This is a genomic window from Brevibacillus brevis NBRC 100599 (genome assembly GCF_000010165.1).
Classification (GTDB): Bacteria; Bacillota; Bacilli; order Brevibacillales; family Brevibacillaceae; genus Brevibacillus; species Brevibacillus brevis_D.
In genome coordinates this window covers 89,909-114,962 of the sequence record NC_012491.1, presented here as the reverse complement: position 1 = coordinate 114,962, position 25,054 = coordinate 89,909, and the positions used below count along the sequence as shown (strand labels likewise).

Genomic DNA, 25,054 nt, shown 5'->3' with positions numbered 1-25,054 from the left:
CCCATTATATCCCTTCGTTGAAAAAAAGCCTAAAAAAAGACTGCCATCCCGGCAGTCTCTGTTCGTATGCACATTACCCTTTGAGGTAGGCGTCTTCTTCTTTTTCATCACGTGGAACGGGAACTTCGCCGATGACGGTATACAGTGAAGCCGCTTCTTCTTTGCGTGGGTTTTCTTTGATATCCTCTACTTTTACCGAAACGATTTTTTGTCCGAAACGGATTGCCAGCTTGTCGCCGATTTTCACATTACTGGATGCCTTTGCAGGGCGATCGTTAATTTCCACACGCTGTTTGTCGCACACTTCTTTTGCGAGCGTGCGCCGCTTGATCAGTCGAGACACTTTCAAGTATTTATCAAGTCTCATGTTTGGCTTCCTCCCACCATTTGTCCATTTCTTGCAGGTCCGTCTGCTCAAAGGTACGGCCCGCTTCTTGCAGCTTGCCTTCAATATAGGAAAAGCGCTTCTTGAACTTGTTGTTGGTCAATGCGAGGGCTTCCTCCGGATCGAGCCCGAGGAAACGCGCCAGATTGACTACCGCAAATAGTAAATCACCCAACTCGCCAGCTCGTTCTTCCTCTGATGCTTCTTGTAGTTCGTGGTATTCCTCTTCTACCTTTTTGAACACGTCTGCAATATCGTCCCAGTCAAAGCCGACTTGGGCTGCTTTCTTTTGCAGCTTGTACGCATACATCAGTGCTGGCAAGTCGCGCGGTATTCCCGCCAACTGTGATTGAACCGTTACATCGATGCCTTTTGCTGCTTTTTCCTGTGCTTTGATCTCCTGCCAATTCGCCAGCGCTTCCTCGGAATCATTCGCGCTCTTTTCTCCGAATACGTGCGGGTGGCGGCGAACTAGCTTTTCATTCAACGTCGCGACAACATCATCTACCGAAAAATATCCGTCTTCGGCTGCCATCTGTGAATGGAGCATGATTTGCATCAACAAATCCCCCAGCTCCTCACACATCGCATCTGGATCATCGTCGTCGATCGTCTCCAAAACCTCGTACGTCTCTTCAATCAAGTTTTTGCGGATGCTTTGATGTGTTTGCTCGCGATCCCACGGGCATCCATCCGGACTGCGCAGGATCGCCACGATCTCCTTCAAGTAGGAGAATTGGCGGTACGACACCTTCTCGTCCTTCGTCGGCGGTACATACACCAGGGACAAATTCCCGAAATGATCGAGTCTGTCCAGTTCATACAACGGGACTGTCTCAATGATTTCTTGACCCGTTACCCCTACGGCTGTCGCTACCGTCACCTCGTAATCATCTGGCAGCACTTCCATCAAGGTCAGCTTCACATCAGAGGCGACAAACGCATCGTACACTTGCGCGATAATCGTGTGCAGACCCGGTGACACTTGATGAGCAGCGAGCGCCGTCCCATCCAGCAGAGAGAATCCCTCAATCGGATCGATATGTAGGCGGGCAAACAACGGATCGATAAAGCTCTGTCCACCGCCAATTTCGATTTCTACGCCACGGTTTGGTCCCTCTGCTAGCAACAACTGCACGGTACGTTCCGCCACCAAAGGATGACCTGGCACGGCATAGACAAGGCTGCCCGCTTCGTTTACCCGTGAAAAAAGCCGCTCCACAATATCGGTGTACACATCGGAAAACGTATCGTGCTGCTCATATACATCGTCAAAGGATTCAATCGTGATGCCTTCTGCGATCAACTCGGCTACGACCGGATGCTCTTTCGTGCGCAAATACAGCTGTTTGGCAGCTTTGAGCGTACGATAGATGCCATAAGGAAGCTGGTCCAAATCTCCGGCACCAAGACCGACTACGGTAATGGTCTTATTCTTCATTTCCACTTGTCACGCCTCCTTTTCGTTCATTCTCGCCTTCTCCGCTGGGAGGAGCTTGTATTTCGTTAACAGCGAAGCAATTCGCTTTCCTTTTGGCAAAAATTGAATATCGCTTCTCGTGAGTCCACCCGTTTTCAAAAGCGCCAGCAAATAGAACAATGCTCCTAAAGCGACAGCAATCAAGCCTACCAGCGTATAGAACAAGCGATTGGAAAGTCCGGCACTGGCCAGCACTGTATTAGCGAGCCACTCCACAATCAACACGACAATCGACATCACAACGACAGACACAAATGGCTTTTTCACTGTTTGACGGAATCCAATGTTTGCTCCCGTGTATTTGATTACCGCTAAAACGTTTAGTCCCATGGCAACCAAATAAGCTAAAACGGTGGACACTGCTGCACCAGAGATACCCCAGAACGGGACGAGTGCCAGATTGAGGATGAGCTTCACCAATACACCAATAAACAGGTTGCGGGCAGGTCGCATTACACGCCCCAAGCCTTGCAAAATTCCCGCGCTAGCAATACTCACCGTGGCGAAAATAATCGTGAAGGACTGTACAGCGAGGGCCTCGGTACCGTTGCTATCTCCGTAGAGCATGACGTTGATCGGCTCCGCCAACAGAGCAAGTCCAAAGGAAGCAGGCAATCCCAGCAGAAAGGTCAGTCGAATCGCCACTTCGGAACGATGAGAGATCAATTGATGCTGACGCTGGGCAACAGCTTCACTGATCGCAGGCACTAACGCCAGCGACAAGGACGTGGCAAAAAACGTACCAAACTGAATGAGTGGTTGACCACGGTCAAATGCACCCTTCAAAAGCTTGGCCAAGTCCTCTGGGGTCCCGCTCCATTGCAGTATATTGACGACGGTCATCGAGTCTACAAGCGGAACAAGCGGCAGAACCAGAGCGCCCATACAAATCGGAACGGCATAGGTCAAGAGATGACGAAGTATTTGACGATTGGTCCACGGTTGCACGGATGATTGCTGAACCTGACCCATGGACAGCTGCCCCATCTTCTTGTCCGCTCTCCAATACCAAAGCAAGACGAGAATTGCTGCAATGGCACCTGGAAAAGCAGCAAAAACGGCACCTGTACCTGCCAGGTAAGGGTCCTGATACACGTTCATCGCCCAGAATGCAGCAACTAGAATGAAAATCACGCGAATGAACTGCTCAGCAACCTGAGAGACGCCAGTCGGCATCATGTTTTGATGCCCCTGAAAATAGCCGCGCAGGATCGCAGCCATCGGTACCAATGGCAGTGACCAAGCTACCGCTCGGAGCGGGGTAATCAAATGCTCATCACCCATCATACTGGCAATAATAGGTGCCCCTCCATATAACAGTAAGAAGAAAAAGATCCCGAGAACGACCAGCGATATACTGGCTACTCGAAACGCCCTGCGTGCCCCGATCGCATCCCCGACAGCGACGCGCTCGGAGACGATCTTGGAAATGGCAATGGGGAAACCCGCCGTCGCTAGAATCAACAAAGCGGTATACAGCGGGTATACTTGCATATATACGTACAAGCCGATATCTCCGGCAATGTTTTGGTATGGGATGCGGTATACAGCGCCTAAAAGCTTGGAGACAAGACCGGCAATTCCAAGTATCGCCGCGCCTTTCACAAATTGAACGGAAGCTTTTTCTTGACCCATGTGAGTGAAATTTCTCCTCTCCAACCTAAAACTTCGTTCATTATACCACAAGGCCATAGGCACAAGAAAAACAGCCCCGGGGTACGAGGCTGTTTTTGCTGAGCGATCTTACTGCTCCATCTGCTTTGCCAGGAAACCGGCCGCTGTTTCCGACATTTTGATCTCCAAATCACTCATCTTCGTTGACTCGTTTTTGTTGAGGAGGATCACGGACCCGATTGGATCGCCTCCTGCAACAATCGGTGCGATGACGAACGAGCCCATCGTCTCGTTCAAATCACGACAAATTTCATAAGAGCCTGCGTTTTTCTCCAGTCTGGTCTTTCTTTCCTCCAAGCACTTCTCAACAATGCTACCAATTGGTTTCTCCAAGTATTCCTTTTTGGAGGCCCCTGCCACAGCAATGACAGTATCCCTGTCTGAAATCAGTACGGTATGATTCATGCTTTCATACAAAGAGTCGGCGTACTCTTTTGCAAAATCACCCAATTCTCCAATCGGTGAATACTTTTTGAGAATGACTTCTCCGTCACGATCCACGAAAATCTCAAGCGGGTCGCCCTCACGAATGCGCAGTGTACGACGAATCTCCTTAGGAATCACGACCCGACCGAGGTCGTCAATTCGACGAACGATACCAGTTGCTTTCATGTCTTGTTGCCTCGCTTTCCCGTAAGAAGTGGGTAGTGAATAGATGGTGGTTGGTTAGTTGTATTTTTTCCTCAAATTCTAATTTTAACTATGGGTGATGGTATCAATTTTTGCCAGTTACTTCAATTACTCTCCCCCGGGTGGTAGCGAGTGATAATAGTATTTGCCCACGTTTGAAGAATATGCGAGAAAACGAAAAAACAGGGAAACGAATTCCCTGTTTTCTTCGGACTTCTTATTTTTTTGCTGGAGCATCATTTTTGGACTGCGGGATGTTGAATTTCGTAATGAGCTTGTCCAGCTCGGTCTTGGCGAAAGTATCGTACGCTTTCTCCAAAGAACTCGCGCGGAGCTGTTCTTTCATCTCATCAAAGGTCTTTTCTTTGCGATTCTCGACCTTAATAATATGGTAACCAAAATTAGTTTTTACTGGCGGTCCAACTTCGCCGACTTTTTGTGTCAGGGATGCTTCTTTAAATTCTGGTACCCATTGCGTTACATCCGCATTTTCGTACAAGCCCCCAGACTGCTTGCTGCCTGGGTCATCTGTGAACTCTGTTGCCAGCTTCGCGAAGTCCTCACCCTTTTTCAAGCGCGCTTCCAAGTCGTTGGAGATTTTCAACGCCTCTTCTGGTGTGCGCTTTTCGGTAGAGATCAGGATGTGGCGAACAGAAGCAACGGTACGGGAAGCTTTGTCCATTTGATCATAGGTTTGCTTCAGCGTAGCATCGTCGATATTCTTTTTCATCACATTGATGGACTGATTGATCAAGTCCATCTGATTGAGAATCATGTCCTTGGTTACGCCTTGGCCATCCATGAGCTTGTTGAACTGAGCTTCATCCTTGCCCAAAAAGCTCATGTACTGTGTTTTGATTTTCTCGAAAGTTTTCTCAGCGAGTTCTTTAGACTCTTTTTTCATAGCGTCGTCGGAACGGCTAGCCAAAACCTTGGTAGCTGTGAACTCACGGGCAAAAGCCTTCAGTGATTTGCTATCAGCCATTTCAATCATGGTACCTTGTTGTGGATTCATGAAGTTAATGACACGCAGGAACTCTTCGAACTCTTTTCCTGTTACAGTTCCTCCTTGATACTCCACAATGACCGCTTTCTGGTCTGCTGCGTAAGGCAGAGTGAGTTTAGGGAATTGTACCAAAGGATCATTAGCAGCTTGATTGCTGCCATCTGTCTGATTCGCTGGAGTTTTTGAGTCTTGCTTCGCTTCTTCTGCTTTTCCACCGCAACCAGTCATGAGTGCCACGACCAGAACAGCCGAAGATAGAATCGCTACAGAACGTTTCATAAATAAGGTTCTCCCTTCTCAGGCAAGCCCATTTTGTCAGTTAAGACACAGGGCTCTCCGTACCGGTGTCTCTTCGCACCTGGTGAAATTGACGCAGCAGCTTTTCAACCAACTGCACGCCCTCATCTTCTTTTAACCCCTTTACTTTAACAGCAATCGTGATCTGTTGTCCACCCGACAGCCCAACCCTCTTGCTCCAGTTACTGGTAAGCGCAAACAGCGCTCCACCATCGATATTGTTGTTCTGACTAGGGTGCAGTAACAATTTAATCTCGTCTGGATTCTTCTGGCTAATTTCGGTGATATGGTGCTTCAAGGCATACACACGCAAACGGGAAATGGTCAACAGATTATCAACCGGCTTCGGAACTGGTCCAAAACGGTCTAGCAGCTCCTCTGCCAAATCGTCGACGTCTTCCAAGGTAGACACCGCGACAAACTTTTTGTACATCTCGATTTTCTGTCGGCTGTCCGTAATGTACATCGACGGAATATAGGCATCCAGTTGCAGGTTGATCTCCACAGGTGTGACAATTTCGTGTTTGACTTCGCCCTTCAGCTCATCAATGGCTTCTTTCAGCATCTGGCTATACAAGTCGAAACCAACCGTATTAATAAAACCATGCTGCTCCGCGCCCAGCAAATTACCCGCTCCACGAATGGACAAGTCTCGCATCGCGATCTTGAAACCAGAGCCGAGCTCGGTAAATTCCTTAATGGCTTGCAGACGTTTTTCCGCTACCTCTGTCAGCACCTTGTCCCGTTGATACGTAAAGTATGCGTACGCAATTCGATTGGAACGACCTACACGTCCACGCAGCTGATACAGCTGAGACAAGCCCATTTTATCTGCATTGTAAATAATCAGCGTATTGACGTTCGGGATGTCCACCCCGGTCTCAATGATCGTCGTGCTGACCAATACGTCAAAATTCCCTTCCAAAAAGTCGAGAATGACGCCTTCCAGCTCGCTTTCGTTCATCTGTCCATGCGCTACAGCGATGCGTGCGTCAGGAACGAGCATCGAAATCTGCTCCGCCATCTGTTCGATTCCCTGTACTTGGTTGTAGAGGAAGAACACTTGCCCATCACGAGCCATCTCACGCTCAATCGCTTCGCGAACGAGAGCAGGGCTGTAATCCATCACATACGTCTGCACCGGAAAACGATTTTCTGGCGGCGTTTCGATGACTGACAAATCACGCACACCGAGCATCGACATGTGCAAGGTACGTGGAATCGGCGTAGCGGTCAGAGTCATAACATCCACATTCGTTTTGATCTGCTTCAGCTTTTCCTTGTGGCTCACACCAAAGCGCTGCTCCTCGTCTACGATTAACAGACCGAGCTCACGGAATGTCAGGTCTTTGGAAAGTAGACGGTGCGTACCGATGACGACATCGACTGTGCCTTCCTTCAGGCCTTTTAGTGTGGCATTCTGCTCCTTGCGCGAACGGAATCGACTCAATACCTCCACGCGGATCGGATATTCCGCAAAACGTTCACGGAACGTCTCGTAATGCTGCTGCGCCAGAATCGTAGTTGGAACCAAAACGGCTACCTGTTTTCCGTCCATGACAGCCTTGAAGGCAGCACGAATCGCAACCTCAGTCTTCCCGTAACCTACGTCCCCACAAACGAGGCGATCCATCGGACGTTTGCGCTCCATGTCCGCTTTCACTTCCGAAATCGCGCGGAGCTGGTCTTGTGTTTCTTGATACGGGAACATCGCCTCAAATTCACGCTGCTCTGTCGTGTCGGGAGAGAATGTGTGACCGACAGCAGATTCGCGGGCTGCGTACAGCTTGATCAAATCTTCGGCGATATCCTTTACAGACGACTGGACTTTGTTTTTGACGCGTTTCCACTCACTGCCGCCCAAGCTGTAAATCTTCGGCTGTGCCTCTTCACTCGCCACGTACTTCTGCACATGGTCGATTTGATCAATAGGAACAAACAGACTGTCTCCTGCTGCGTATTGAATATGAAGGTAATCTTTATGAATTCCGAGAATTTCCTTGGTTTCAATTCCAAGGTATTTTCCAATCCCGTGATTCACGTGCACGACGAAATCACCGGGCTTGAGCTCGAGATAGTTTTTGATACGCTCCGCATTGTTCATCGTCTGCTGAACTTTGCGCGCCTTGCGCTGTTTCGCGGTAAACACTTCACCTTCCGTAATAACAACCAGCTTGTTTAGCGGAAGCTCAAAGCCTGTCTGGAGGTTTCCTAAAATGATCGTAGGACGCCCTGGAGGTACTGTCTCGACTGCTTCTGTTAAAACATCCGCTTCCATTTCGTAGTCATGCAGGACACGCTCCAGTCGCTTCGCACGCTCCAAATCAGCTGCGACAAAGACGATCTGATCCTGGGACTTCTTCCAACGGGCCAGCTCTGTTTTCAGTACGTTCATCTGTCCATGGAAGTTTTGCATGGTACGACAAGTCAGATTTACGATGTTTTGCGGCTGGGTCTTCGGTGATTGTCTCAAAAATAGGGAGAGGTAAACGATCTGGCGCTTTTTCGTCGACACGATCTCGTCGTACGTACGCGACAGGCTGAGATTGGACATATATTCGCCCTGAATGATGCGTCCCGTCAGCCATTCCCCTTCTTCTTTTTGCAGTTGCGCTGCCGTATCCAACACACGGGAAGGCTCATCAACGAGCAGCAAGGTATCGGAAGGCATATAGGACAACAATGTATCACCCGTCGGGTAAATGACAGAGATGTACGAATACAGCTGTGCAAAACGCTGTCCCTGCTTCATTCTCTCTGCATCAGAGCCGATTCGCTCCATGACTTTTTCCTTGGCAGCCCCATCCTTCAAATTGGCGAGGGTTTCTCCCAGCTTTTGTTCTAAGCGAACAGCTGATTCCTGCAATAACGGAGTCGAAGCAATCATTTCTTTTGCTGGACCAAGAATATATGTCTGGACCGATTCCAATGACCGTTGGGAGAGCATGTCAAACGTACGGATCGAGTCGATCTCTACATCAAAAAGCTCGATCCGCACTGGCCACTCCGAATCAATCGGATACAAGTCGATAATTCCACCGCGAATACTCATTTCTCCCTTGCGCTCAACCATGTCCACTCGCTCATAGCCAAGCTCAATACATCGGAGCAAAAAGGACTCGATATCGAGCTCATTACCGACGGATAACTGAATCTGCGCTTCCTTCCATACTTGCGGGGGAACGACCAAGCGACGCAAGCCAGCAAAAGGGGCAACCAAAAAACCCGTAAAGCCTTGGGCCAGACGGTTGAATACATGAATTCGCTGCGCCAGCATTTCAGGGCTGGCAATAGCAAGCTCAGAGCCAATCAGCTCATTACCGGGATAAAGCAACACCTGATCAGAGGGAACCAACTCGATCAAATCTTCGTATACTTTTTGTGCTTGGTACATGTTATGCGTCACTACACAGACCGGACGATCTGCCATTTGTTGCAATGACGCCATCAATACTTGCCGGGCGGAACCAGCTAAGCCAGAGACAAGCTGCTCATGTAGCCCCTTCTCCAAACCAGCCACGATTGTCCCGACGTTCGTGTCCTGTTTCATCGGGTTAATGATGACTTGCATTCACTAATCCCCTCTCTAATTCTTCTGTCAACTAAAATCAGAGCTTCGCTTACGCTCACAACAACCGCAGGTCAGCCATGCGAAAAGAAGCCTTAGCTCCCCAAGCTAAGGCCTTGTCAGTGCAAGCCTCCCTAATGCGTATCCACTTATTGAAGTGGGTTTCCGACTAGCGAAAGCTCTGGATGCTGAATCAGCGCTTCACGGCAATAGTCGCACGTGATGCTGACGACCGTATCTCCACTTTGTTCTCTCGATATTATAAGAGCACGTTCCTCCGGGGTCAAGGAATCAAACCCGAGTTGCGCTTCTGTTACTTGCGATTCGTCAAATTCTGCAATCTTCATGCCGCAGCAACGACATGTATAGCGTATGCTCATGCACATACCACCCCCATACTGTTCCTATCGGTTAGTATGGACGAATGGGTGGGAAATCATACTACTTCTTCAAGCTGTTGAAATGGTTCATGACCTTTAAAAACGACTCTCTTGTCCACATGGCGCATGCATCAGCAGCCAAGCTCACCGCTTCTTGAATGTCGGCTCTTTCCGCCACTGGAAACGTATTCAAAACATAGTCGCTGACGCTCCGCCCTGGTTCAGGACGACTGATTCCGACCTTGATTCGTTTAAACTCCTGTGTGCCCAAATGCTGAATCATCGACTTGATGCCGTTGTGTCCACCAGCGCTGCCTTTTTCTCGCAGACGTAGATGGCCCGTCGGCAAATCAAGATCGTCGTAGATGACGACGAGATCGTCCGGAATGAGCTTGTAAAACTTCAGGACTTCCGCAACCGATTCACCGGAGAGATTCATGTACGTCTGAGGCTTCACCAGCAGCACCTTCTCGCCCTCGATTCGGCCTTCGCCCACGAGTGCGCGAAACTTGTTTTGTGTAACAGGAATTCCCCATTTGTCGCTAATCTTATCTATGGCCATAAAGCCAGCATTATGTCTGGTGTCTTCATATTTTTTGCCGGGATTACCCAATCCAATTATGACTTTCACACTTATTCCCTCCTACTCTCTTCCCATTGTACTCCAATGGTCACGTGAACAAAAGGAAAAGGGCAGAGATGAAATCACCTCGCCCTGCTTTTTCATGCCCTATTTTATTCGTTCGCGGTTCCTGCTTTTTCAGCCACTGCTTCTGCTTCTTGCTCCGCATCAATCGATTCTTCCGACTTGGCCTTAACTGGCAGGACACTGATCAACACTTCCGTGGAATCAAGCCCCAGCTCCACACCTGGCGGAACTGTCAAATCCCCTACCAACACGACATCCCCGATGTTGAACCCGTCGACATCGACTAGGAACGATTCTGGTATATTACCTGGCAAGCAAGTCACTTCCACACTGTGGCGGACAAGGGTAGCTACACCCAATTCCGGATCTCCTGTCATAAGGACAGGGACAGACGTGTGTATTTTTTCATTCATATTGATCTTCTTAAAATCTGCATGCAAAATGTTCCCCTGCAAAGGATGCCGTTGCAGCTCATAAACCATAACATCATGCGTGTTCCCGTCTACACTTAACCGGAATGGCTTGTTCGTCGACTGCTGACGCAGGGCCGCATCCAGCTCTCTTCCTTTGACCTGAATCGGCTTATTGCCCACTTCGCTTCCATACATAATACCAGGAACCCAGCCTTCGTTACGCAGCACCTTTACAGCATTGCCTGTCTTTTTTTCGCGAGACTGTGCCTGTAATTGTTCCACAAAAAAACCTCCTTCGGACCGCTAGTAAAAGTTTCCTCACTAGCTTGTCCATCGGAGGTTTAGTTCAACCCCCAAAGAGGGGATTGTATATTAATCGAACAACTTGCTTACGGAAAGCTCTTCGTGAACACGAATGATTGCTTCACCAATGATTGGCGCTACGGAAAGAACGGTAATCTTATCGATAATTTGTTCTTCTGTCAGCGGAATCGAGTTGGTCACAATCAGTTCCTTGATCTTTGAGTTAGCAATACGCTCAATAGCAGGACCAGACAGAACTGGGTGCGTGCAGCATGCATATACTTCACGTGCGCCTGCTTCTACAAGTGCACTTGCAGCCAGTGTGATCGTTCCAGCGGTATCGATAATATCGTCGATGATGATCGCTGTTTTGCCTTCGATGTTACCCACGATGTTCATTACTTCGGCTACGTTTGGTTCTGGGCGACGTTTGTCAATAATGGCAATAGGCGCTTCCAGACGTTCTGCCAATTTACGAGCACGGGTCACTCCACCGTGATCTGGAGATACGACAACGATATCTTTCAGACCTTTTTCAGAGAAGTGTTTACCTAGGATAGGCACACCCAGCAGATGATCTACTGGAATATCGAAGAAGCCTTGGATTTGTGTTGCGTGCAGATCCATCGTAATCACACGTTGTGCACCTGCAGTCTCGATCAGGTTAGCAACCAGCTTGGCTGTGATTGGATCGCGTGCACGTGCTTTACGATCTTGACGAGCATAACCGTAGTAAGGAATGACCACGTTGATGCTCTTAGCCGAAGCGCGCTTCAATGCATCGACCATCACCAAAAGCTCCATCAGATGCTCATTAACGGGAGCAGATGTTGGCTGAATGACAAATACGTCACAACCGCGAACGCTTTCATTGAGTTTGAGTTGGCATTCGCCATCACTAAAGCGCACTACTTGTGCGTTTCCGAGTGGTACGCCGATGTGTTCAGCGATTTCTTTTGCCAGTTCCGGGTTTGCGTTGCACGTAAATACCTTCAGTTTTGGGTCGCGGTAGTTAGCCATGATCTTCTCAAGAACCTCCCGTTTATGATTGCTTTTTGCCCTTGCGAGGCATTTTGTTCGCGTAATCGATTTTATTTACTTGACGCTCACGAGCGATCGCAAGCGCATTATCTGGCACATCTTGATTAATGGTCGATCCTGCAGCTACATAAGCATTTTGTCCAACTGTAACTGGTGCAACCAGATTGCTATTGCATCCGATGAATGCCCCATCTTTTACTGTTGTTTTATGCTTCACTGCCCCATCGTAGTTAACGGTAATCGTTCCACAACCAATATTGACTCCGTCTCCGATTTCCGCATCTCCTACATAGCTGAGATGTGGAACCTTCGTACCGTCACCAATTTTCGCATTTTTCAATTCCACGAAATCACCGATTTTGGCGTTGCTTCCAATCTGTGATCCTGGTCGAACATAAGCAAATGGCCCGACAGAAGAATCGCTTTCTACACGCGAATCAACCATCACCGAGTAAGAAATAGTCACGCCACTCGCTACTTCTACATTCGTCAGATCCGCTTGGGGTCCGATGACACAATCAGCTCCAACGGTTGTTTGTCCACGCAGGAAAGAACCTGGGTGAATCACGGTATCTGCCTCAATCTTCACATCAGTTTCGATGTACGTAGAAGTTGGGTCGATGATTGTCACACCATTTCGCATGTGACCAGTCATAATACGTTTTTTCATGTAGGCTTCTGCTTCCGATAGCTGCACACGATCGTTCACACCCAATGTTTCCTCTGGGTCAATCGCTTCGTACCCCACTACCTTTTCACCTGCATCACGCAAAATACCGACAACGTCTGTTACATAGTATTCGCCTTGTGCGTTGTCATTTTTCACTTCCGCCAAGGCTTTCCACAATTTTCGGTTGTCATAGCAGTATATGCCCGTATTAATTTCTCTGATCGCCCGTTCCGCTTCCGAAGCGTCTTTATGTTCCACGATTCGCAATACTTCGCCCGCCTCATTGCGCACGATACGCCCATAACCTGTTGCGTCAGGTAACACGGCGGTTAATACAGTTGCAGCCGCTTGCTGCTCCTCGTGATAGGTCAGCAAGGCCGACAACGTAGTCGCTGACAAGAGGGGAACGTCTCCATATAAAAGAAACGTAGTGCCTTCTTTATCTTGTAAAAACGGCGCTGCCTGCGAAACGGCATGGGCCGTTCCCAACTGTTCTTCTTGCAGTGCATAAGTGACGTCCTCGCCTAGCTTGGCACGGACAGCGTCAGCACCATGACCTACGACGACAACGATATCCTGAACCTGCATGGACGCCATCGTATCGACTACATGCTGAACCATTGGCTTTCCGCACACAGGGTGCAGGACTTTGTACAGCTTCGATTTCATCCGTGTACCCTGACCAGCAGCCAGAACCACGGCATGGATCTTAGACATGTCAACCCTCCATCGTAGAAGTTCCACAATGACTATATCCTAATTCATATGTGAATTTCAAGACAATCGATACAGGATTCTCCCTGATTCCTTGCATTGCCAGTAGTTAGACACAAGCCAGACAACATTTAATTTTCTGACAGAAATGTGATATATTGTTGGGCGAAAGGGGTTATTTGAAGGAGGTAGGATGAGATGAGCGCAGAGGTATACTTGCTGACTGGGTACTTAGGAAGCGGAAAAACCACCCTTTTGCAAAAATGGCTGACTCATTTGCGCATTACAGACCAGAAAGTAGTCGTCTTGATGAATGAAATGGGGGAAGAAGATATTGACGGGGAACAATTGCAAGGCTTCGGCTTTCCTGTCAAAAAAATGCTCGATGGTTGCATATGCTGCTCGATCAAAGGCGAGCTAACGGAAGGCTTAAAAGATATTATGAACACCATTGCGCCAGACCGAATCCTCATCGAGACTACTGGCGTAGCCGATCCACTCGATGTCATCGATACGATTACCCATCCAGAGCTGTATGATCGACTGGAGTTAAAAGGGACCATTAGTGTTGTCGACGCCTCTCGTTTTCTCGACCTCAACTCACGATTCTCCTCGACTGCCACTCTGGTCAAAACGATTCGAAATCAAGTGCGCTACGCAGACCTGCTTCTTTTGAACAAAACCGATTTGACTAGTCCTGATGTCATAGAGCGAGTGCGTCAAAAGCTCAGTGAAATCAATCCGACTGCACCCATACACGCTACTGTTCAGGCAAAAATAGAAGTCTCCCGGCTTTTGTCAGTCAAACGCACCGTTCATGAGCGATCGCCAGGCAACGAGATAAGCCGCCCCATTGCTGTACAGAAAAGCATCGGCCGAATGCCAACGATGGACAGGCTCAAGCAATCCCTTGGCCTAAAAACAAGCCAACCTTCTCTCTACAATAGTATCGAAACGTTTTCCTATGTATTCACCGGGCCCGTAGACGCGAAAAAATTCGAGGACTTTCTGTACGATCTTCCCAAAAACGTCTATCGGGCAAAAGGCTACGTCCAGTTCCACGGAAAGCCCGAGCTGATCTCGTTTCAACATACCGATAATCAGGTGCTCCTGTTCCCTTTTGAAAATTTCGGACCGAAAATGGTAGCTGTCTTCATCGGGGAAGGAATGGACCGAGAAATTATTTTGAACGATCTAATCAAATGTTATGGTTAACGGACGCCGAAGCACCCTGCCGCAAGTGACAGGGTGCTTTGTGTTCAGGACTTTTTAAGCACCAGCTTCGATAGTGCTCTCTTCCTCTTGACCTACGCGGTCGTATTCTGTTAGTACTGCTGCCTGGATTTTTTCACGGGTAGTCGAAGAAATCGGATGTGCAATATCACGGAATTCTCCATCTGGTGTACGCTTGCTCGGCATAGCTACAAACATACCATTGTTTCCGTCAATGACACGGATATCATGAACCACAAACTCATGGTCAATTGTAATGGATGCAATCGCTTTCATCCTACCATCCGTATTCACTCGGCGAAGTCTTACGTCTGTTACTTCCATCTAGTTCACTCCCTTTATCTATGTAACGCGTTTAGGATTATTTCCACCCGCTGGGTAAATATTCCTGCTTACCATTATGCAATATTTGAAAAAATATATAAATATGTTTATATGTCATTTTTTGGAAACATTTTCTGCAAGTACAAAAAAAGCCCAATGCGCGTGGCATCGGGCCGTTTTTCCATTATTTTCTATTCGATATAAGCTACAATTTCGATTTCAACTTTTACGTCACGCGGCAGTCGTGCCACTTCCACAGTAGAGCGAGCTGGCTTGTGATCACCGAAATATTGACCGTACACTTCGTTCAGTTGACCAAAATCATTCATGTCCTTGATGAATACAGTCGCCTTCACTACGTTCGTCAGGCTGCCACCGGCCTCTGCCAGTACCGCTTGAATGTTGGAAAAAACCTGATGGGTTTGCTCCACGACGTCACCCTCTACCAAAGTGCCGTCTGCACGCAGCGGAATTTGACCTGATGCAAAAAGAAATGGACCTACCTTTGCAGCTTGGCTGTAAGGACCAATAGCGGCAGGAGCCTTGTCAGTTGAAACAAAAGAGATTGCCATACCTATCTACTCCCCTCTTTTTTCAAAAAAACTGCCTAGCTCTATTTCAATTTGCTTGCCCTTGAAGTCTACATCCTGCAGTTTTGCAAGCGATACGTATTCATCTACCAAACGCTCAGAAACATCCGCTGTCGTTTCTACCAGTACGCCGCATCCCACAACGGTTGCACGGAATTCCTGCAACAAATCAATCATGCCCCGCAGCGTCCCGCCAGCTTTCATAAAGTCGTCCACAATGAGGACACGAGACTGCTCGGCCAAACCGCGGCGAGCGAGTGACATGGTTTGGATTCGTTTACTGGAACCCGATACATAGTTAATGCTCACTACTGAACCTTCCGTCACCTTGTTGTCACGGCGCACAATCACAACAGGTACATTCAAAAACATAGCCGTCGCATACGCAAGTGGAATCCCCTTTGTTTCCACCGTCATGACGACATCCACATTTTTATCCGCATAAGCCGTTGCAAAGAGCTTTCCGATCTTCGCCATCGTTTGTGGATTTCCAAGAATGTCTGACATGTACAAGTATCCACCTGGCAAAAGTCTCTCTGGATTAGCGAGTTGACCAATCAGTTCGCGCATGAAGTGAAGGGCCTCTTCCGTTTTGACCTGTGGAATATACTTCACTCCGCCTGCCGCTCCCGCCACCGTTTTCAACAAGCCTACCCCTTGGACTTCAAAAGCCTCTTTGATGATAGACAAGTCTTCACTGATGGATGATTTCGCTGCGCCGTATTGTTCCGCGAACAGAGTGAGAGGAGTCAGCGTATGGGGATGGGCGAGCAAGTGCTGCGTCATGTCAACCAGACGTGCACTTCTGCGCAATTTCTTCATGGCTCTTCCTCCAAAACCGAATATTATGCTGATAATGTATCATTTCCATACGGGTTTATGCAAGTATTTCCCCTTCTTGAGCGCCTAACATTCGGACAACAAACACATCTTTGACAAAACCTCGCAACGCGTTGTAGATCCGATGCACTTTCGCTTCCTTTTGCACAAGAGCAAACACAGTAGGGCCGCTGCCAGACATCAGGACACCATCTGCTCCTGACGCGATCATGAGATCCTTGATCTGTCTTACTTGTGGATGGAGCGAGAGTGTAACGTTCTCCAGCACATTCCCAAGAGATTGGCACATGAGTGAAAAGTCTTGCGTCGCGATGGCTTGCAGCATCTGTTTGGTATCAGGATGATTGTCGATCTGGGCCACACGCAAGTTGCCGTATACATCTGGGGTAGATACTCCGATAGGCGGCTTGGCTAGAATGACCCAGCACGGTGCAGGAGCTCCCAGATGCGCAATCTGTTCGCCACGCCCCGTCGCCAGCGCTGTTCCACCATAAACGCAAAATGGCACATCAGAGCCAATCTCCGCTCCGATTTTAGCCAGCTCATCTCTGGTCAACCCGAGATTCCATAATTGGTTCAAGCCGCGTAGTGTTGCCGCTGCATCACTGCTGCCACCTGCCAGTCCAGCTGCAACAGGTATTTGCTTGTCGATATACAAGTGTACGCCCTGGCGTACTTGAAATTTTGCTTTCATGAGCGTTGCCGCTTTATATGCATGGTTACGGATATCATCTGGTACGAAGCTGGCAGAACAGTCCAGCGTAATCTCACCATCTTCGCGTAGAGTCATGTCCACACGATCTGCCAAGTCTACGGTTGTCATCACCATTTCTACTTCGTGATAACCGTCCGGCCGTTTGGCAAGCACATCGAGAGTCAAATTAATTTTGGCCGGAGCTTTGACCGAGATACGCACGTAATTCACCTCTGCCTACTTTCTAAATTTCCTAGTTTCTTATTGTAGCATAGGCAAACTCTCCCATGCCACTTGATCAATTAAAAAGAATAGGATCGAGAGCATTATGGGTATTTCGAAAATTCAGCCCTCTTTCCAGAAAAAAAGCCGGGATACCCCGGCCTTGTCAACGAGTTTTTATGGTGAGAAACGTCCGTACGTTCAAACCCAAACGTTACAATCGCTTAGCGGCTAATGCTTCCTCAGCAAGCTGAACAGCGCGCTTGACCATGTTACCCGCGTCCCGTGTCGTGATGCCTCCCCAACCCTCGGATTTTACCGTATCGTAAAACCCAAGCTCTTTGGCCAGTTCCATCTTAAACTGCTCTGACATCAGTCCTCGTCTGCGACCCATAGCACCCTCCTTCTCGTTGACAGGCTTAGTGTGCTCCATACCGCTACTTTTATTGCCTGAACCAAATGTTCAGAGCTTTTCGATATAAAAAACAAAACAGTAGAACCCAAAAGGGCTCTACTGTTGTACAAATGTGATGCGGATGTGCTCGTTTTCGCGGCACACCGTCAATTCTACTGTTTCCGTCAAGATGTCAGCATAGCTGTAAGATACCCGCTCAAAGAGTTGGTCGTCATCCAGCTTTACCACAAACACAGATGGGTAAGTTTCTTCGAGGATGCCACTACGTTCAACGGTTTTGCGGCGACCGCCATTAGCCTTCAGCAGGATGCGCTCACCAATGTGTCCGTCCAAACTACGTTTAATGTCAAGTAACGCGTTTCTTGCCATTGTTCCATCCACCTCGCTTACATCTATTATAACAGCTCACTTATATTTTGTCAAAGAAATAAAAAATTATAGCAACCCTGCAGATATTTTGTCAACGGGGTTTTTTTCATAAAAAACGTAGATATTTGTCAAAAGATATGCATAAAGGGCATAAATACGCAAAAACCCCCTTTCTGGGGGATCGCGCCCAAAAATAAGGGGGTTGTCTACACGATTTACGTAATCAGTCCGCGGCGCATACCTTCGTTCGCTAGGCGGGCAAATTCGTCCAAACTGAGTGTTTCACCACGTCGGGTCGGATCGATCCCGATGTCGGTGAGCATCTGTATTACTTCATCCTTTTGGGTTTTAGGAAACAGTCCATTCATTAGGTTGTTCAACAATGTCTTGCGGCGCTGTGCAAACGAGCAACGTACCACCCGGAAAAACACGTCCTGATCATCTACTTCCACTGGCGGACGATCTCTTACCTTTAAACGAATCACTGCCGAGTCGACATTCGGACGCGGGATAAACACACTTGCAGGCACAATCATCGCTACTTCTGTATCTGCATAGAATTGAGCTGCGACTGACAGAGAGCCATAGTCTTTCGTTCCTGGTTTGGCTGCAATTCTCTCTGCCACTTCCTTTTGAATCATAACTACGATGTTCTCGAGGGGCAATCTCTCTTCCAGCAGCTTCATCAGGATCGGTGTCGTCACATAGTAAGGCAAATTCGCCACTACGCTCAGCTTTTCCACTCCTGTCATCTTTTCTTCTATTAACTTCTTCAGATCCAGCCCCAGTACGTCCCCATGAACGACTTCAATATTTTCATAGGGTGACAGCGTGTCCTGCAAAATAGGCAAAAGTCGCTGGTCGATTTCGATCGCCATCACTTTTTTGGCTGCTCGTCCCAATTGCTCCGTTAGAGCACCGATACCGGGCCCAATCTCAATCGCTCCCTTTTCCTTGGTGAGGTCTGCCTCTGAAACAATGTTGTGTAAAATGTTGGTGTCTATCAGGAAGTTTTGGCCCAGACTCTTCTTAAAAGCAAAGCCGTACTTCTCCAATATCTCTTTTGTACGCGTCGGTGTGGCAATATCCTTGCCCGCTATTTGGGTCATGGCTTACTCCCTCTCTTTGTTGATGGCCGCAATGGCCGCTTCGAATTCTGCTCGACTGATTTGGAAGGCATTGAGCCGCTGCAGCATTTGCTTGGCGTTGGCATATCCGATCCCCAATGCTTCTCCCAGCTTGATTCTGCGTTCTTTGGCATCTACACCGGACGTCAGGCCATTTGCCAACAAGTCGTCAGAGGTAATCTCCCCAGCCGTTTCCGCCATTTCGGTACGCACTTCTGAGAGCGCACGAATAATCACGTCAGGTGTCGCATTTTCGACACCGATGTCGCCCTTTTTGGTCCCATCCTCCTGGGTAATAAATGCGTGCTTACAGCCTGGAACTGACTTGCTAATAATTTTTCGGATACGCTCCCCTTGATAATCAGGGTCTGTGAAAATAATAACACCGCGCTTTTGTTGCGCCAGCCTGATTTTTTCAATCGTTCTTTTATGAATGGCAGAACCGCCAGTTTCAATCGTATCGGCATTAACCGCGCGCTTGATCGTTGCGGTATCGTCTCGTCCTTCGACCACGATGACTTCCTTGATCTTCATCATGTGCTCCCACTTTCGTACAAAATCGGTACGATACTATTGTTCCAAAAAAAACCGTACCTCAAGCAAAAAATACATGAAACATTTGGTAAACAGGATCGTCTAACTAACAAACAGCTTATCACAATAACCATCTAGGAAACAGAAGAACAGGAGCAATCGCTCCTGTCCTAAGGCTTCTGTGGTCCAATAATATATACAGTTTTGTTGCGCTTGCGACCGAAATTCCTCGCCTCGGACTCCGTGCCTACGAATACATCGATTTTGCCACCTTTCATGGCACCACCCGTATCTTCAGCTCGACGATACCCAACACCTTCAATGTACACCCACCATCCATACGGAATGACGTTAGGATCTACAGCGATTGTGTGACCTACCTTGGCTTTTGCCCCTGTTGATGTGCGTCCATATCCCGGAGAGCTTGGGTGTTTGCCACCTCCCGAAGGAGTATAAGCGGTCAGGGTAACCCCGTTCAGTACTTTTTTCGGCCTAAATACTTTTCCACCACGCGAGACCGGACCCGCTGCAGAAGCAACCAGGACCCGATCTGGTTGACCCTTTTTCTGCAACATTGGGATTGCGGTACCCACGGCTACAACATTATCTTTCTTCGGTACAAGTACATCTCTTTTGACCAGATCACGGGAGACTTCTTTCCCATCTTCCATGATTAGCTTGTAGTGTGCAATTGCCTTACCTTCTTGCCCGCTCTGTAATACGCGGCTCTTACCTTTTTCCAGCGCTGGATCATTTTTGCGTATTTCTTGAAAGGTGACTCGCTCATCGACTTTTACCATTTTCTCAACAATTCGCTTTACGCTGATCGAGGAGTCCTTGGTAAGTGTAGCGGTCAATGCCGGTTCTACCCGGTCCTTCTCACCTAGCACGATGCCGCCGTCCTTCAACGCACCAGCAACATCACGACTAAGTGTCTCTATCGTTTTTTTCTGCCCGTCAACCTGGATTGGTATGGACCAGGTCGTATATAAAGTAATGAGTGCTCCGTCTTTTAGCTTCGTCTCTGGTGTCGGTTGAAGGGAATCCTTTTCCGTTACCGTAATGTTTCGCTCGGTTAAGAACTGCTCAACAGTCGTGGCTTTTGTAGCGACCGTCTTGCTTTCTCCGTCCATCGAAAAAGTGACCTGTTTTGGCTGAGTAGCCTGGGCAGAGAAATAGCCAATCATGGGAACGAGCACAAGAGCAAGGCAGCCAAACATGACGAGCCCACGATTCTTATACCTTTCCCATATCGCGCGTAACTCCATTTCCCACACTCCTTTTCCTAGAAAAGCACAAGGCTCTTCTTGTCTAGCCAGGTAAGGGTCGATGTAATTGCACTAATATTCTGGAAGTGGCCGGTACTTCACAAGGTCGGCTTTGATTGTATTTCACTTTCTCTCCTTTGTCAAATTTACCCTCCCTTTTGGCTGAAACGATAATGGTATCAGACTAGCAAAATAGGCTTGGCGAATGGTAGCAGAAACCTGTCGAGAAGCCATGTCGGATGGACAATAATCGTTCGACACATTGTTCATCGTATGCGTCGACAAAATCGAGTAGAACCTGGTTACTTCACACAAAAAAACGGGAAATCACGTGATCAATCGTGATTTCCCGTTTTTATTAACCGTTCATGCGAAAAAGACGTCTGGCGTTGTCTGCGGTAATTTGCGCCATTTCCTCGTAAGACAATCCATGAATGTTCGCCATTTCCTCACAGACGTAACGCACATATCCACTCTCATTTCGCTTTCCGCGGAAAGGATGCGGAGTGAGATATGGGCAATCTGTCTCTATCAACAACTTGTCTAGCGGTACCTTCGCTGCTACTTCTTTTGGCTGCTTGGCATTTTTGAACGTAAGCGGACCACCGAACGAAATATAAAAATTCATATCGAGTGCCTGCTTCGCTGTTTCCCAGCTGCCGGAGAAGCAGTGCATGATGCCGCCAACATCTGCTGCCTTCTCTTCCTTCAGGATCGTCAAAACATCTTGGTGTGCATCGCGATTGTGGATGATGATCGGCATGTCGAGCTTGCGAGCCAGACGAATCTGCTTGCGGAATACCTCTGCCTGCACATCACGTGGCGACGTATCCCAGTAGTAGTCCAAGCCCATTTCACCCAATCCTACTACTTTCGGATCACGACTGAGTTCCTCGATCCATTCCAGGTGTTCGTCCGTCATATCCTTGGCGTCCTGTGGATGCCAACCGATGACGGCGTAAATAAAGTCATACGCATGAGCCAAATCCATGCAGCTTGGAATTGTTTCAGCGTTGAATCCGATGTTCACAATCGTACTGACGCCATTTTCTTGCGCACGAGCAATGACTTCTGCACGATCTTCATCGAATTCATTCGCATTTAGATGAGCATGGGTTTCAAATAACAAGATGGGTCCTTCCTTTCCTTGCCCTCGTTACTTCACGATTGCTCCGTTTGGCATACTTGGGTCAACAGTCGCAAGTGTCAACTGATCTCCTGCCGATGCTGCCAAGATCATTCCTTGGGACAGCTCACCACGAAGCTTCACTGGCTTCAGGTTAGCTACGAGGATCACTTTTTTGCCGACCATATCTTCCGGGGAGTAGTATTTCGCGATACCAGAAACTACTTGGCGCTTCTCGTAGCCGAGATCCAATTGCAGAACCAACAATTTGTCTGCATTTGGATGCTTGGCACATTCCACTACCTGTGCGACGCGCAGCTCTACTTTTCCAAAATCGTCGATGCTGATTTCTTCTTTTGCATCAGCTGGCTTGTCAGTTGCTGCTTCTGTTTGGTTGGTGTTTGTTTCGCTCACAGGTGCTTCCCCTTTCAAAGCTGCTTGCTTTTTCTTGTTTTCTTCCGCTTGGCGGCGTGCCTCTGCTGTCGAATCGTCAATGAAAGCGAGTTCCGCTTGAACATCCAGACGAGGGAAGAGCAGTTCCTTTCGACTAACGGTGCTTCCAGCAGGCAATCCACCCCATACACTAGCAGATTCCCAGTTGGTTGCTTCTTCATTGCCCAAAATACCCAGTTGATCCCAAATTTTCGCTGGTGCTTTGGTCATGAACGGTTGGATGAGCACGGAGCTAATGCGGATGCTTTCCACCAAATTGTACATAACGGTTGCCAGACGACCTTTGGTTTCTTCGGATTTCGCCAAATTCCAAGGCATGGTCTCGTCGATGTATTTGTTTGTACGTCCCACCAGCTCCCAGATGTGAGCCAGTGCATTGGAGAAGCGCATTTCTTCCATGTGCTCTTCCACCAGCGCCTTCGTTTTCATCGCAAGGCCGATCAAGCTGTCATCCGGCTCTCCTGCATCCTGTGGTGCTGGAACGATACCATCGAAATATTTCTCAATCATCGTAGCGGTACGGCTGAGCAGGTTTCCGATGTCATTAGCCAAGTCGTAGTTCAGGCGCTGTACGAACGATTCTGGCGTGAAGATACCATCCTGACCGAAGTTGATTTCACGAAGCAGGAAGTAGCGAACGCCGTCAGAACCGTAACGGTCAATCAAAACCTTCGGGTCAATGACATTGCCCTTGGATTTCGACATTTTTCCATCCGGCATCAGAAGCCAGCCATGACCAAAAATTTGTTTTGGCAACGGGATGTCCAGTGCCATCAACAGGATTGGCCAGTAGATCGTATGGAAGCGCAAAATGTCTTTTCCAACCATATGAACATTGGCTGGCCAGAAGTTACGATATTTGCTGTCGTCTTCGGACAAATACCCGAGAGCAGAAATATAGTTCGTCAATGCATCAATCCATACGTAAATAACATGCTCTGGATCGGTTGGCACCTTGATTCCCCAGTCAAATGTACTGCGGGATACGGACAAATCCTGGAGGCCTGGTTTCAGGAAGTTATTGACCATTTCGTTGCGGCGGCTCTCCGGTTGAATAAATTCAGGGTTTGCTTCAATGTGTGCAAGCAGTCTGTCCTGATACTTGGACATGCGGAAGAAGTAGTTTTTCTCCTTCACTTTTTTCACTTCGCGTCCACAGTCTGGGCAAATATATCCATTATCCGTTTTACATTGAGTCTCTGTCCAAAATGCCTCGTCAGGTACACAGTAGAAGCCCTCGTATTCGCCCAAGTAAATATCACCTTGGTCGAGCAGGCGCTGGAACACTTTTTGTACGACTTCTTTATGACGAGGCTCTGTGGTACGGATGAAATCGTCATAAGAGATGTCCAGCTTTTCCCACAGGTCCTTTACCCAATCGACAATCGGGTCGATGAATTCGAGCGGTTGTTTGCCCTCTTCAGCCGCACGCTCTTGGAGCTTTTGACCATGCTCATCTGTCCCTGTCAGGTAATACACATCATAGCCGCGCAAACGCTTATAACGTGCCAAAGCATCACACGCGATTGTGGTGTAGGCGTTACCAATGTGGAGTTTGTTACTTGGATAGTAGATCGGTGTTGTAATGTAATAAGTAGGTTTCATTGCAACTATTCCCCTCCTGTTTACGTTAATGAAAATAAGGAAAAGCCCACCCCAAAAAATTGGGGCGAGCTCTATCTCGCGGTACCACCCAAATACTCCGTCCCCTCACGGAAAACGGACTTGGTGAGTCAAAACATGACTCCACCCGTAACGTGGGCATACGTCACAAACTACTTGGTACGGTCAATGCCGTCACTGTTCATTTGCAAGACTCAGGGTCCATGTTCAGCTTGCTCGCTTATACCGGTTTTCAGCTACCCCGGCTCTCTGAAATAAGGAGATCGGCTTACTCTTCCCATCATGGTCGTTTGGTATCATTTGCTGTATTTATCCTCTATTGTACACGACCAACCTGTTTTGTAAACATCCTCGACAATCCCATCTTCCTAAGCGATTTTATCGCTCGCTTCATGCCAACTTTACAAATTACAAGCAGAGAGGGGAAAACTTGGGGTTTTTGTCGAATCATCTGTTGGGTTTCGACATTCGTCGACTCATTCGACACCCAATAATCCCAGTAAATTTTATCCATAAAAATTTCCATATCCTTTCCAACACTTTGAGAAACACCTATTTAACAGCATTTCGGTTTTGAAAAAACATTTTGCTTTTCAAGGAATTGTCAAAATCATGTTGACACCTTTGGGAATGGCTGGTATGATTATCCCAACAGAAAATGTCGAATATTGACGATAAATGATGAGTGTATAACAATAGCATCGACATATACAGTATTTTGGGAGGAGATTTTAACTATGATGAAATCAACCGGTATTGTTCGTAAAGTAGATGAATTGGGTCGTGTTGTTATTCCAATCGAATTGCGCCGCACTCTGGGTATCGCTGAGAAAGATGCTTTGGAAATCTACGTTGACGGAGAGCGCATCATCCTGAAAAAGTATGAGCCTGCATGTATCTTCTGTGGAAACGCTGACAAAGTATCTCACTTTAAAGGTAAAATTGTGTGCCAAGATTGCCTGACAGAAATGCCTGTTAAACGCTAATATCATTTGATTACATAAACATGCCTTTGTGGGACGAGCC

The 25,054-nt window shown here is 48.0% G+C and carries 24 protein-coding genes and 1 other annotated feature; of the genes, 2 read left to right on the top strand and 22 right to left on the bottom strand.

The window, feature by feature from the left end:
* Positions 1 to 73 precede the first annotated feature (73 nt).
* The 11 genes from BBR47_RS00700 to glmU all read right to left on the bottom strand — a co-directional run bounded on the left by BBR47_RS00700 (position 74) and on the right by glmU (position 13,213).
* Positions 74 to 367 (bottom strand): RNA-binding S4 domain-containing protein, encoded by a 294-nt coding sequence (locus tag BBR47_RS00700; protein WP_012683879.1) that lies wholly within the window; start codon positions 365 to 367, stop codon positions 74 to 76.
* Positions 357 to 1,826 carry a nucleoside triphosphate pyrophosphohydrolase gene (mazG, locus tag BBR47_RS00695; RefSeq protein WP_012683878.1) on the bottom strand — a complete coding sequence of 490 codons (1,470 nt, stop codon included), beginning with the start codon at positions 1,824 to 1,826 and terminating at the stop codon, positions 357 to 359. Before mazG ends, BBR47_RS00700 begins: the two co-directional genes overlap by 11 nt.
* Before the next feature lie 9 nt (positions 1,827 to 1,835).
* On the bottom strand, positions 1,836 to 3,500 hold the full coding sequence (locus tag BBR47_RS00690; RefSeq protein WP_012683877.1) for a putative polysaccharide biosynthesis protein: 1,665 nt from the start codon (positions 3,498 to 3,500) through the stop codon (positions 1,836 to 1,838).
* Between the two features lie 108 nt (positions 3,501 to 3,608).
* Positions 3,609 to 4,151 carry a stage V sporulation protein T gene (gene spoVT / locus BBR47_RS00685; RefSeq protein ID WP_012683876.1) on the bottom strand — a complete coding sequence of 181 codons (543 nt, stop codon included), beginning with the start codon at positions 4,149 to 4,151 and terminating at the stop codon, positions 3,609 to 3,611.
* Between the two features lie 235 nt (positions 4,152 to 4,386).
* Positions 4,387 to 5,454, bottom strand: a complete 1,068-nt coding sequence (locus tag BBR47_RS00680) for a peptidylprolyl isomerase (protein WP_012683875.1) — start codon at positions 5,452 to 5,454, stop codon at positions 4,387 to 4,389.
* 40 nt (positions 5,455 to 5,494) lie between these two features.
* Positions 5,495 to 9,043, bottom strand: coding sequence for a transcription-repair coupling factor (gene mfd, locus BBR47_RS00675; RefSeq protein WP_012683874.1), 3,549 nt, complete (start codon positions 9,041 to 9,043; stop codon positions 5,495 to 5,497).
* 146 nt (positions 9,044 to 9,189) lie between these two features.
* Positions 9,190 to 9,420, bottom strand: coding sequence for an anti-sigma-F factor Fin (locus tag BBR47_RS00670; protein WP_007726431.1), 231 nt, complete (start codon positions 9,418 to 9,420; stop codon positions 9,190 to 9,192).
* A gap of 61 nt (positions 9,421 to 9,481) precedes the next feature.
* On the bottom strand, positions 9,482 to 10,051 hold the full coding sequence (gene pth, locus BBR47_RS00665; RefSeq protein ID WP_012683873.1) for an aminoacyl-tRNA hydrolase: 570 nt from the start codon (positions 10,049 to 10,051) through the stop codon (positions 9,482 to 9,484).
* Positions 10,052 to 10,155: 104 nt separating this feature from the next.
* A complete protein-coding gene (locus BBR47_RS00660) occupies positions 10,156 to 10,764 on the bottom strand; it encodes a 50S ribosomal protein L25 (RefSeq protein ID WP_012683872.1) in 609 nt (202 codons plus the stop codon).
* A gap of 90 nt (positions 10,765 to 10,854) precedes the next feature.
* A complete protein-coding gene (locus tag BBR47_RS00655) occupies positions 10,855 to 11,805 on the bottom strand; it encodes a ribose-phosphate diphosphokinase (RefSeq protein WP_007726399.1) in 951 nt (316 codons plus the stop codon).
* Positions 11,806 to 11,827: 22 nt separating this feature from the next.
* The gene (glmU, locus tag BBR47_RS00650; RefSeq protein WP_012683871.1) at positions 11,828 to 13,213 is read right to left on the bottom strand and encodes a bifunctional UDP-N-acetylglucosamine diphosphorylase/glucosamine-1-phosphate N-acetyltransferase GlmU; all 1,386 of its coding nucleotides are present in this window, start codon (positions 13,211 to 13,213) and stop codon (positions 11,828 to 11,830) included.
* Positions 13,214 to 13,408: 195 nt separating this feature from the next.
* On the opposite strand from glmU, the gene BBR47_RS00645 reads away from it, so the two are divergent.
* Complete coding sequence (locus BBR47_RS00645; RefSeq protein WP_012683870.1) at positions 13,409 to 14,425, top strand: CobW family GTP-binding protein; 1,017 nt, start codon at positions 13,409 to 13,411, stop codon at positions 14,423 to 14,425.
* A 54-nt stretch (positions 14,426 to 14,479) separates the two neighbouring features.
* Here the strand turns inward: BBR47_RS00645 and spoVG are convergent, their stop codons facing one another.
* From spoVG to metG, 11 genes are all read right to left on the bottom strand, one after another.
* The gene (gene spoVG / locus BBR47_RS00640) at positions 14,480 to 14,767 is read right to left on the bottom strand and encodes a septation regulator SpoVG (protein ID WP_007719936.1); all 288 of its coding nucleotides are present in this window, start codon (positions 14,765 to 14,767) and stop codon (positions 14,480 to 14,482) included.
* Positions 14,768 to 14,958: 191 nt separating this feature from the next.
* A complete protein-coding gene (locus tag BBR47_RS00635) occupies positions 14,959 to 15,339 on the bottom strand; it encodes a RidA family protein (protein ID WP_012683869.1) in 381 nt (126 codons plus the stop codon).
* A gap of 6 nt (positions 15,340 to 15,345) precedes the next feature.
* Positions 15,346 to 16,179: a pur operon repressor gene (gene purR / locus BBR47_RS00630; RefSeq protein ID WP_012683868.1), complete on the bottom strand. Its 834-nt coding sequence runs from the start codon at positions 16,177 to 16,179 to the stop codon at positions 15,346 to 15,348.
* Positions 16,180 to 16,234: 55 nt separating this feature from the next.
* Positions 16,235 to 17,113 carry a 4-(cytidine 5'-diphospho)-2-C-methyl-D-erythritol kinase gene (ispE, locus tag BBR47_RS00625; RefSeq protein WP_012683867.1) on the bottom strand — a complete coding sequence of 293 codons (879 nt, stop codon included), beginning with the start codon at positions 17,111 to 17,113 and terminating at the stop codon, positions 16,235 to 16,237.
* A gap of 214 nt (positions 17,114 to 17,327) precedes the next feature.
* The gene (locus BBR47_RS00620) at positions 17,328 to 17,507 is read right to left on the bottom strand and encodes a small, acid-soluble spore protein, alpha/beta type (RefSeq protein ID WP_012683866.1); all 180 of its coding nucleotides are present in this window, start codon (positions 17,505 to 17,507) and stop codon (positions 17,328 to 17,330) included.
* 117 nt (positions 17,508 to 17,624) lie between these two features.
* Positions 17,625 to 17,897: a biofilm formation stimulator Veg gene (gene veg / locus BBR47_RS00615; RefSeq protein ID WP_005830485.1), complete on the bottom strand. Its 273-nt coding sequence runs from the start codon at positions 17,895 to 17,897 to the stop codon at positions 17,625 to 17,627.
* 215 nt (positions 17,898 to 18,112) lie between these two features.
* The gene (rsmA, locus tag BBR47_RS00610; protein ID WP_012683865.1) at positions 18,113 to 19,006 is read right to left on the bottom strand and encodes a 16S rRNA (adenine(1518)-N(6)/adenine(1519)-N(6))-dimethyltransferase RsmA; all 894 of its coding nucleotides are present in this window, start codon (positions 19,004 to 19,006) and stop codon (positions 18,113 to 18,115) included.
* 3 nt (positions 19,007 to 19,009) lie between these two features.
* Complete coding sequence (rnmV, locus tag BBR47_RS00605) at positions 19,010 to 19,558, bottom strand: ribonuclease M5 (RefSeq protein ID WP_012683864.1); 549 nt, start codon at positions 19,556 to 19,558, stop codon at positions 19,010 to 19,012.
* Positions 19,559 to 19,728: 170 nt separating this feature from the next.
* On the bottom strand, positions 19,729 to 20,826 hold the full coding sequence (locus BBR47_RS00600) for a 3D domain-containing protein (protein WP_012683863.1): 1,098 nt from the start codon (positions 20,824 to 20,826) through the stop codon (positions 19,729 to 19,731).
* Positions 20,827 to 21,184: 358 nt separating this feature from the next.
* On the bottom strand, positions 21,185 to 21,955 hold the full coding sequence (locus tag BBR47_RS00595) for a TatD family hydrolase (RefSeq protein WP_012683862.1): 771 nt from the start codon (positions 21,953 to 21,955) through the stop codon (positions 21,185 to 21,187).
* A gap of 27 nt (positions 21,956 to 21,982) precedes the next feature.
* Positions 21,983 to 24,010, bottom strand: a complete 2,028-nt coding sequence (gene metG / locus BBR47_RS00590) for a methionine--tRNA ligase (protein WP_012683861.1) — start codon at positions 24,008 to 24,010, stop codon at positions 21,983 to 21,985.
* A 57-nt stretch (positions 24,011 to 24,067) separates the two neighbouring features.
* Positions 24,068 to 24,321 (bottom strand) — a binding site (T-box leader).
* A gap of 444 nt (positions 24,322 to 24,765) precedes the next feature.
* On the opposite strand from metG, the gene BBR47_RS00580 reads away from it, so the two are divergent.
* Positions 24,766 to 25,014: an AbrB/MazE/SpoVT family DNA-binding domain-containing protein gene (locus BBR47_RS00580; RefSeq protein ID WP_007719913.1), complete on the top strand. Its 249-nt coding sequence runs from the start codon at positions 24,766 to 24,768 to the stop codon at positions 25,012 to 25,014.
* The last annotated feature ends 40 nt before the right edge of the window (positions 25,015 to 25,054 follow it).

Excerpts from the sequence above, each read along its gene's own strand:
- BBR47_RS00700 (WP_012683879.1), bottom strand. The coding sequence starts at position 367 with ATGAGACTTGATAAATACTTGAAAGTGTCTCGACTGATCAAGCGGCGC.
- mazG (WP_012683878.1), bottom strand. The coding sequence starts at position 1,826 with ATGAAGAATAAGACCATTACCGTAGTCGGTCTTGGTGCCGGAGATTTG.
- BBR47_RS00690 (WP_012683877.1), bottom strand. The coding sequence starts at position 3,500 with ATGGGTCAAGAAAAAGCTTCCGTTCAATTTGTGAAAGGCGCGGCGATA.
- spoVT (WP_012683876.1), bottom strand. The coding sequence starts at position 4,151 with ATGAAAGCAACTGGTATCGTTCGTCGAATTGACGACCTCGGTCGGGTC.
- BBR47_RS00680 (WP_012683875.1), bottom strand. The coding sequence starts at position 5,454 with ATGAAACGTTCTGTAGCGATTCTATCTTCGGCTGTTCTGGTCGTGGCA.
- mfd (WP_012683874.1), bottom strand. The coding sequence starts at position 9,043 with ATGCAAGTCATCATTAACCCGATGAAACAGGACACGAACGTCGGGACA.
- BBR47_RS00670 (WP_007726431.1), bottom strand. The coding sequence starts at position 9,420 with ATGAGCATACGCTATACATGTCGTTGCTGCGGCATGAAGATTGCAGAA.
- BBR47_RS00655 (WP_007726399.1), bottom strand. The coding sequence starts at position 11,805 with ATGGCTAACTACCGCGACCCAAAACTGAAGGTATTTACGTGCAACGCA.
- glmU (WP_012683871.1), bottom strand. The coding sequence starts at position 13,213 with ATGTCTAAGATCCATGCCGTGGTTCTGGCTGCTGGTCAGGGTACACGG.
- BBR47_RS00645 (WP_012683870.1), top strand. The coding sequence starts at position 13,409 with ATGAGCGCAGAGGTATACTTGCTGACTGGGTACTTAGGAAGCGGAAAA.
- spoVG (WP_007719936.1), bottom strand. The coding sequence starts at position 14,767 with ATGGAAGTAACAGACGTAAGACTTCGCCGAGTGAATACGGATGGTAGG.
- BBR47_RS00635 (WP_012683869.1), bottom strand. The coding sequence starts at position 15,339 with ATGGCAATCTCTTTTGTTTCAACTGACAAGGCTCCTGCCGCTATTGGT.
- purR (WP_012683868.1), bottom strand. The coding sequence starts at position 16,179 with ATGAAGAAATTGCGCAGAAGTGCACGTCTGGTTGACATGACGCAGCAC.
- BBR47_RS00620 (WP_012683866.1), bottom strand. The coding sequence starts at position 17,507 with ATGGGTCGCAGACGAGGACTGATGTCAGAGCAGTTTAAGATGGAACTG.
- veg (WP_005830485.1), bottom strand. The coding sequence starts at position 17,897 with ATGGCAAGAAACGCGTTACTTGACATTAAACGTAGTTTGGACGGACAC.
- rsmA (WP_012683865.1), bottom strand. The coding sequence starts at position 19,006 with ATGACCCAAATAGCGGGCAAGGATATTGCCACACCGACGCGTACAAAA.
- rnmV (WP_012683864.1), bottom strand. The coding sequence starts at position 19,558 with ATGAAGATCAAGGAAGTCATCGTGGTCGAAGGACGAGACGATACCGCA.
- BBR47_RS00600 (WP_012683863.1), bottom strand. The coding sequence starts at position 20,826 with ATGGAGTTACGCGCGATATGGGAAAGGTATAAGAATCGTGGGCTCGTC.
- metG (WP_012683861.1), bottom strand. The coding sequence starts at position 24,010 with ATGAAACCTACTTATTACATTACAACACCGATCTACTATCCAAGTAAC.
- BBR47_RS00580 (WP_007719913.1), top strand. The coding sequence starts at position 24,766 with ATGATGAAATCAACCGGTATTGTTCGTAAAGTAGATGAATTGGGTCGT.